The 3,971-nt window shown below is 43.6% G+C and carries 3 protein-coding genes; all 3 read left to right on the top strand.

The annotated features are described in order from the left end of the window. The coding region (locus tag KGY70_18365; protein ID MBS3777166.1) for an exo-alpha-sialidase at positions 1-1,065 on the top strand (1,065 nt) is incomplete at its 5' end. Positions 1,066-1,137: 72 nt separating this feature from the next. After that, complete coding sequence (locus KGY70_18370) at positions 1,138-2,433, top strand: alpha-L-fucosidase (protein ID MBS3777167.1); 1,296 nt, start codon at positions 1,138-1,140, stop codon at positions 2,431-2,433. 13 nt (positions 2,434-2,446) lie between these two features. Further along, positions 2,447-3,508: an exo-alpha-sialidase gene (locus tag KGY70_18375; protein MBS3777168.1), complete on the top strand. Its 1,062-nt coding sequence runs from the start codon at positions 2,447-2,449 to the stop codon at positions 3,506-3,508. The last annotated feature ends 463 nt before the right edge of the window (positions 3,509-3,971 follow it).

Consider the following 3,971-nt stretch of genomic DNA (forward strand, 5'->3'; position numbering starts at 1 on the left):
GTGATCAATCATTCACCGGCTTCTTCCGGGAAGTATATAGGTTCCCCATCTCTTGTGGTCATGCCTAACGGCGATTATATAGCCTCACATGATTATTTCGGTCCAGGGGGCGGCCGTGGTTCATGGGATCAAACCCTGGTATACCGATCAACTGATAAGGGGAAAAGCTGGGAACATCTTACTACCATAGAGAATCAATGGTGGTCTACGCTTTTTTATCACAACAATGCCTTGTATCTGATCGGTACATATGGCCGGATGAACAATGCCGTAATCCGTAGATCGGAAGATGGCGGAAAAACCTGGACCAAACCGACTGACAAGAATAGCGGCTTGCTTGCTGAAGGCCGGTACCATTGTGCCCCCGTACCCGTGGTGAGACATGACGGCCGTTTGTGGAGAGCCATGGAGCACGCGCCCCAGGGCAGAGACTTTGAAGCATTCATGATGTCTGTTCCGGTGGATTCCAATCTCCTGAATGCCGATAACTGGACATTCACCAATAAGATACCTTATGATGAAGACTGGTATGATGGCAGAATGCGGAGCTGGCTGGAAGGAAATGCTGTGGTTACACCACAGGGTGATATGGTTAACATCCTGCGCTGCGCCTTTTCGGATGAGACCAGGGGTGTTGCGGCTATCGTCCAGGTTAATGAAAAAGGAACGAAAGCCACTTTCCAACCGGAAAAGGGTTTTATCCGTCTCCCCGGCGGTACAGGCAAGAAATTTACCATCCGCTATGATGAAAAAAGCCGGAAGTACTGGTCACTGGTTAACTGGGTACAACCCAAAGATGTGGATACACGCGAGCGGAACACGGTTGCATTGGTCAGCAGCGAGGATTTAAAAACATGGACCATTGAAAGGATCATACTGCATCATCCCGATCCCCATCACCATGCTTTTCAGTATCTTGACTGGCAGTTTGAGGGGGATGATATCATTGCGGTATCCCGAACGGCTTATGATGATGGCCTGGGAGGAGCAGCCAACTACCATGATGCGAATTTTATGACGTTTCATCGCATTAAAAATTTTAGAGTGAGTTTCAACAAAGATTAAAAAGAAGCTCCCCATTGATTATTTATGTTGATTTTATATTCTTAGAAATATCCAAATAAAAATCATTTACCGATGAAATACATATTATATTTAGCGCTAATGACCATTACAGGATTCATGTTTTTAATATCATCCTGCAATATCAAATGCAACCAAAATTCGGAAAAAGAAAATCGTACTGTTCCTGAACAGTGGAGGGATGCCAAATTTGGTTTATTTGTTCACTGGGGACCGGTATCACTTAAAGGAACCGAGATTGGCTGGTCACGTGGAAGAGAAATACCCTTTGAGGAATATGACAGCTTATACAAAAAATTCAATCCCACCCGCTTCGATGCTGAGGAATGGGTTTCCATGTTAAAGGAGGCCGGAATGAAATACCTTGTGATCGTAACCAAACATCATGATGGATTTGTCATGTGGGATTCCGAAACCACAGATTATGATATCATGTCAACTCCCTATAAAAAAGATGTCATAAAGCAGTTATCAAAGGAATGCAGGGAACAGGGAATTTTGTTTGGTACCTACTATTCCATTGCCGACTGGTGGCATCCCGATTATCCGCTTGTTGAAAATCGAAGCAGTAAAAAAGAAGGGGCCAATATGGAAACGTATGTTGACTATATGAAAGCCCAGATCAAGGAACTGGTAGACAACTATCATACCAAAATATTGTGGTTTGACGGAGAATGGGAGGAACCCTGGACCCATGAAATGGGCCTGGACATGTATAGCTATGTTAAGTCACTGGATGATAATATACTTATTAACAACCGGGTTGATAAGGGAAGAAAAGGCATGGAAGGGATCACCAAGTCGGAAAAATATGCCGGGGATTTTGCTACCCCTGAGCAACAGGTTGGGAGATTCGATACTACAACACTTTGGGAATCTTGTATCACAATCGGTAACCAGTGGGCCTGGAAACCCGATGATGAGATTAAATCGAGAGAAGAGTGCATAAGACTTTTGGTTCAAACTGCCGGTGGGGGAGGAAATTTGCTTCTCAATGTGGGACCAAAGCCGGATGGCACAATTGCAGTCAAACAGGCTCAGCGTCTGCGTGAAATAGGAGATTGGCTTGATGAATATGGGGAATCAGTTTATGGCACGCGGGGTGGTCCGCTTCCTCCCCAGGATTGGGGCGTAAGTACACAAAAAGGGGATCAGGTGTATCTGCATATCCTTGAGCAAAGAGATAATATTTATATTGAGAACTTTCCACATGAAGTATCTGATATACGGCTACTCAATAATAATGGAGAGGTAACATACGAACAGAGTGGAAATTCTCTTGATATTTCACTATCAAATACAAAGTCATCAGCAGTAGATGTCATTATAGCATTAACTTGTAATAAATAAAAGACATAATGTTATGAAACCGTACAAATTACTTTCCCTCTTTTTCGTTATCATGTTTTTTTTATTAAACAATCTGGCATGTCAAAAAACCAACGATTTGATTATGGAAGAAGAATTCATTTTTAAGGAGGCTCCTTTTGCCAGTTGCCATGCTTCAACCATCGAGTCGACACCTGATGGTTTGGTGGCTGCCTGGTTTGGAGGCACGCAGGAGAAGAACAAGGATGTGGAAATATGGCTCAGCCGGAAAACCAATGGCCAATGGACCGACCCCGTCTCTGTAGCTAATGGAGTTCAGCATGACGATAAACGCTATCCCTGCTGGAATCCCGTTCTTTTTCAATATCCTGAGGGGCCATTAATGCTATTCTATAAAGTGGGACCCAGTCCAAGCGAATGGTGGGGTGTACTTAAAATATCCGATGATTATGGAGAAACCTGGTCGCAGGGTTACAGGCTACCTGAGGATATACTTGGGCCTATAAAAAACAAGCCTGTGCTTATGGATGACGGCAGACTCGTTTGTCCTTCAAGTACAGAAGATAAAGGCTGGAGGGTGCATTTTGAAATCACGGAAGATTATGGCAAGTCATGGAAGCTTGTCGGTCCCATCAACGACGCCAGCCAATATAACGTCATTCAGCCCAGTATATTAAAACACGGAGGAGATACCCTGCAGATTCTCTGCCGGAGCAAGGAAAACCGGGTTATCTCAAGCTGGTCGTATGACGGTGGATATCATTGGACCGATCTGAAACCTACAGAGCTTCCCAATCCCAACTCGGGCACCGATGCAGTCACTCTGAAGAGCGGATTGCAGTTGCTGGTGTACAACCATTCTAAAATTGAGGAAGGAGAGTGGGGCGGTCCAAGAACTCCATTAAATGTAGCCATTTCCAGGGACGGAAAAAGCTGGAAGAATATTCTGACCCTGGAAGATGAGTCCGGAGAATACTCCTATCCTGCCGTTATCCAGGCCTCCGATGGCCGTGTGCACATTACCTATACCTGGAAGAGAAAACGGGTAAAGCATGTGGTTCTCGATGCGGAAGAGATCAATGATTTCATGGAGTAAATTGTGATATGACAGGAGTTATTATGCAGTGTAGAGTCATGCTGGCGTGACTTGAAATTTGATTGGCAGGAAAATTTGGCTTGATCGTCATTCAATTGTCATTAGGTGTCATTGATTGTCATTAGATTGTGGAATCCCGTCTGACCGATTATCAGATAATGGCAGGAAATATGGCTATTAATGATGGATAAGCATATACCAAAGAATTGTTTATTCTGGCATCTTGGTCGGACGGGTAAATCATTGACTTTCTATTGCTCATTGCAGAATATTCCTGAATCTTTATTGATTTCCACAGTGCCTCGATTGAATCTATTAGCATTCTTGTTGACTATGTGTGAACCATTATTGACCCTTTGAGCATCTCCTTTGAGTTTTTTTGAATCATTATTGACTTTTGAAACGACCTCGCTGACCCTTTTTAGTCATTTTCAATTTTTGTTCATAAAAAACACCCAAAGTG

It is taken from the genome of Bacteroidales bacterium (genome assembly GCA_018334875.1).
Taxonomy (GTDB): domain Bacteria; phylum Bacteroidota; class Bacteroidia; order Bacteroidales; family UBA12077; genus JAGXLC01.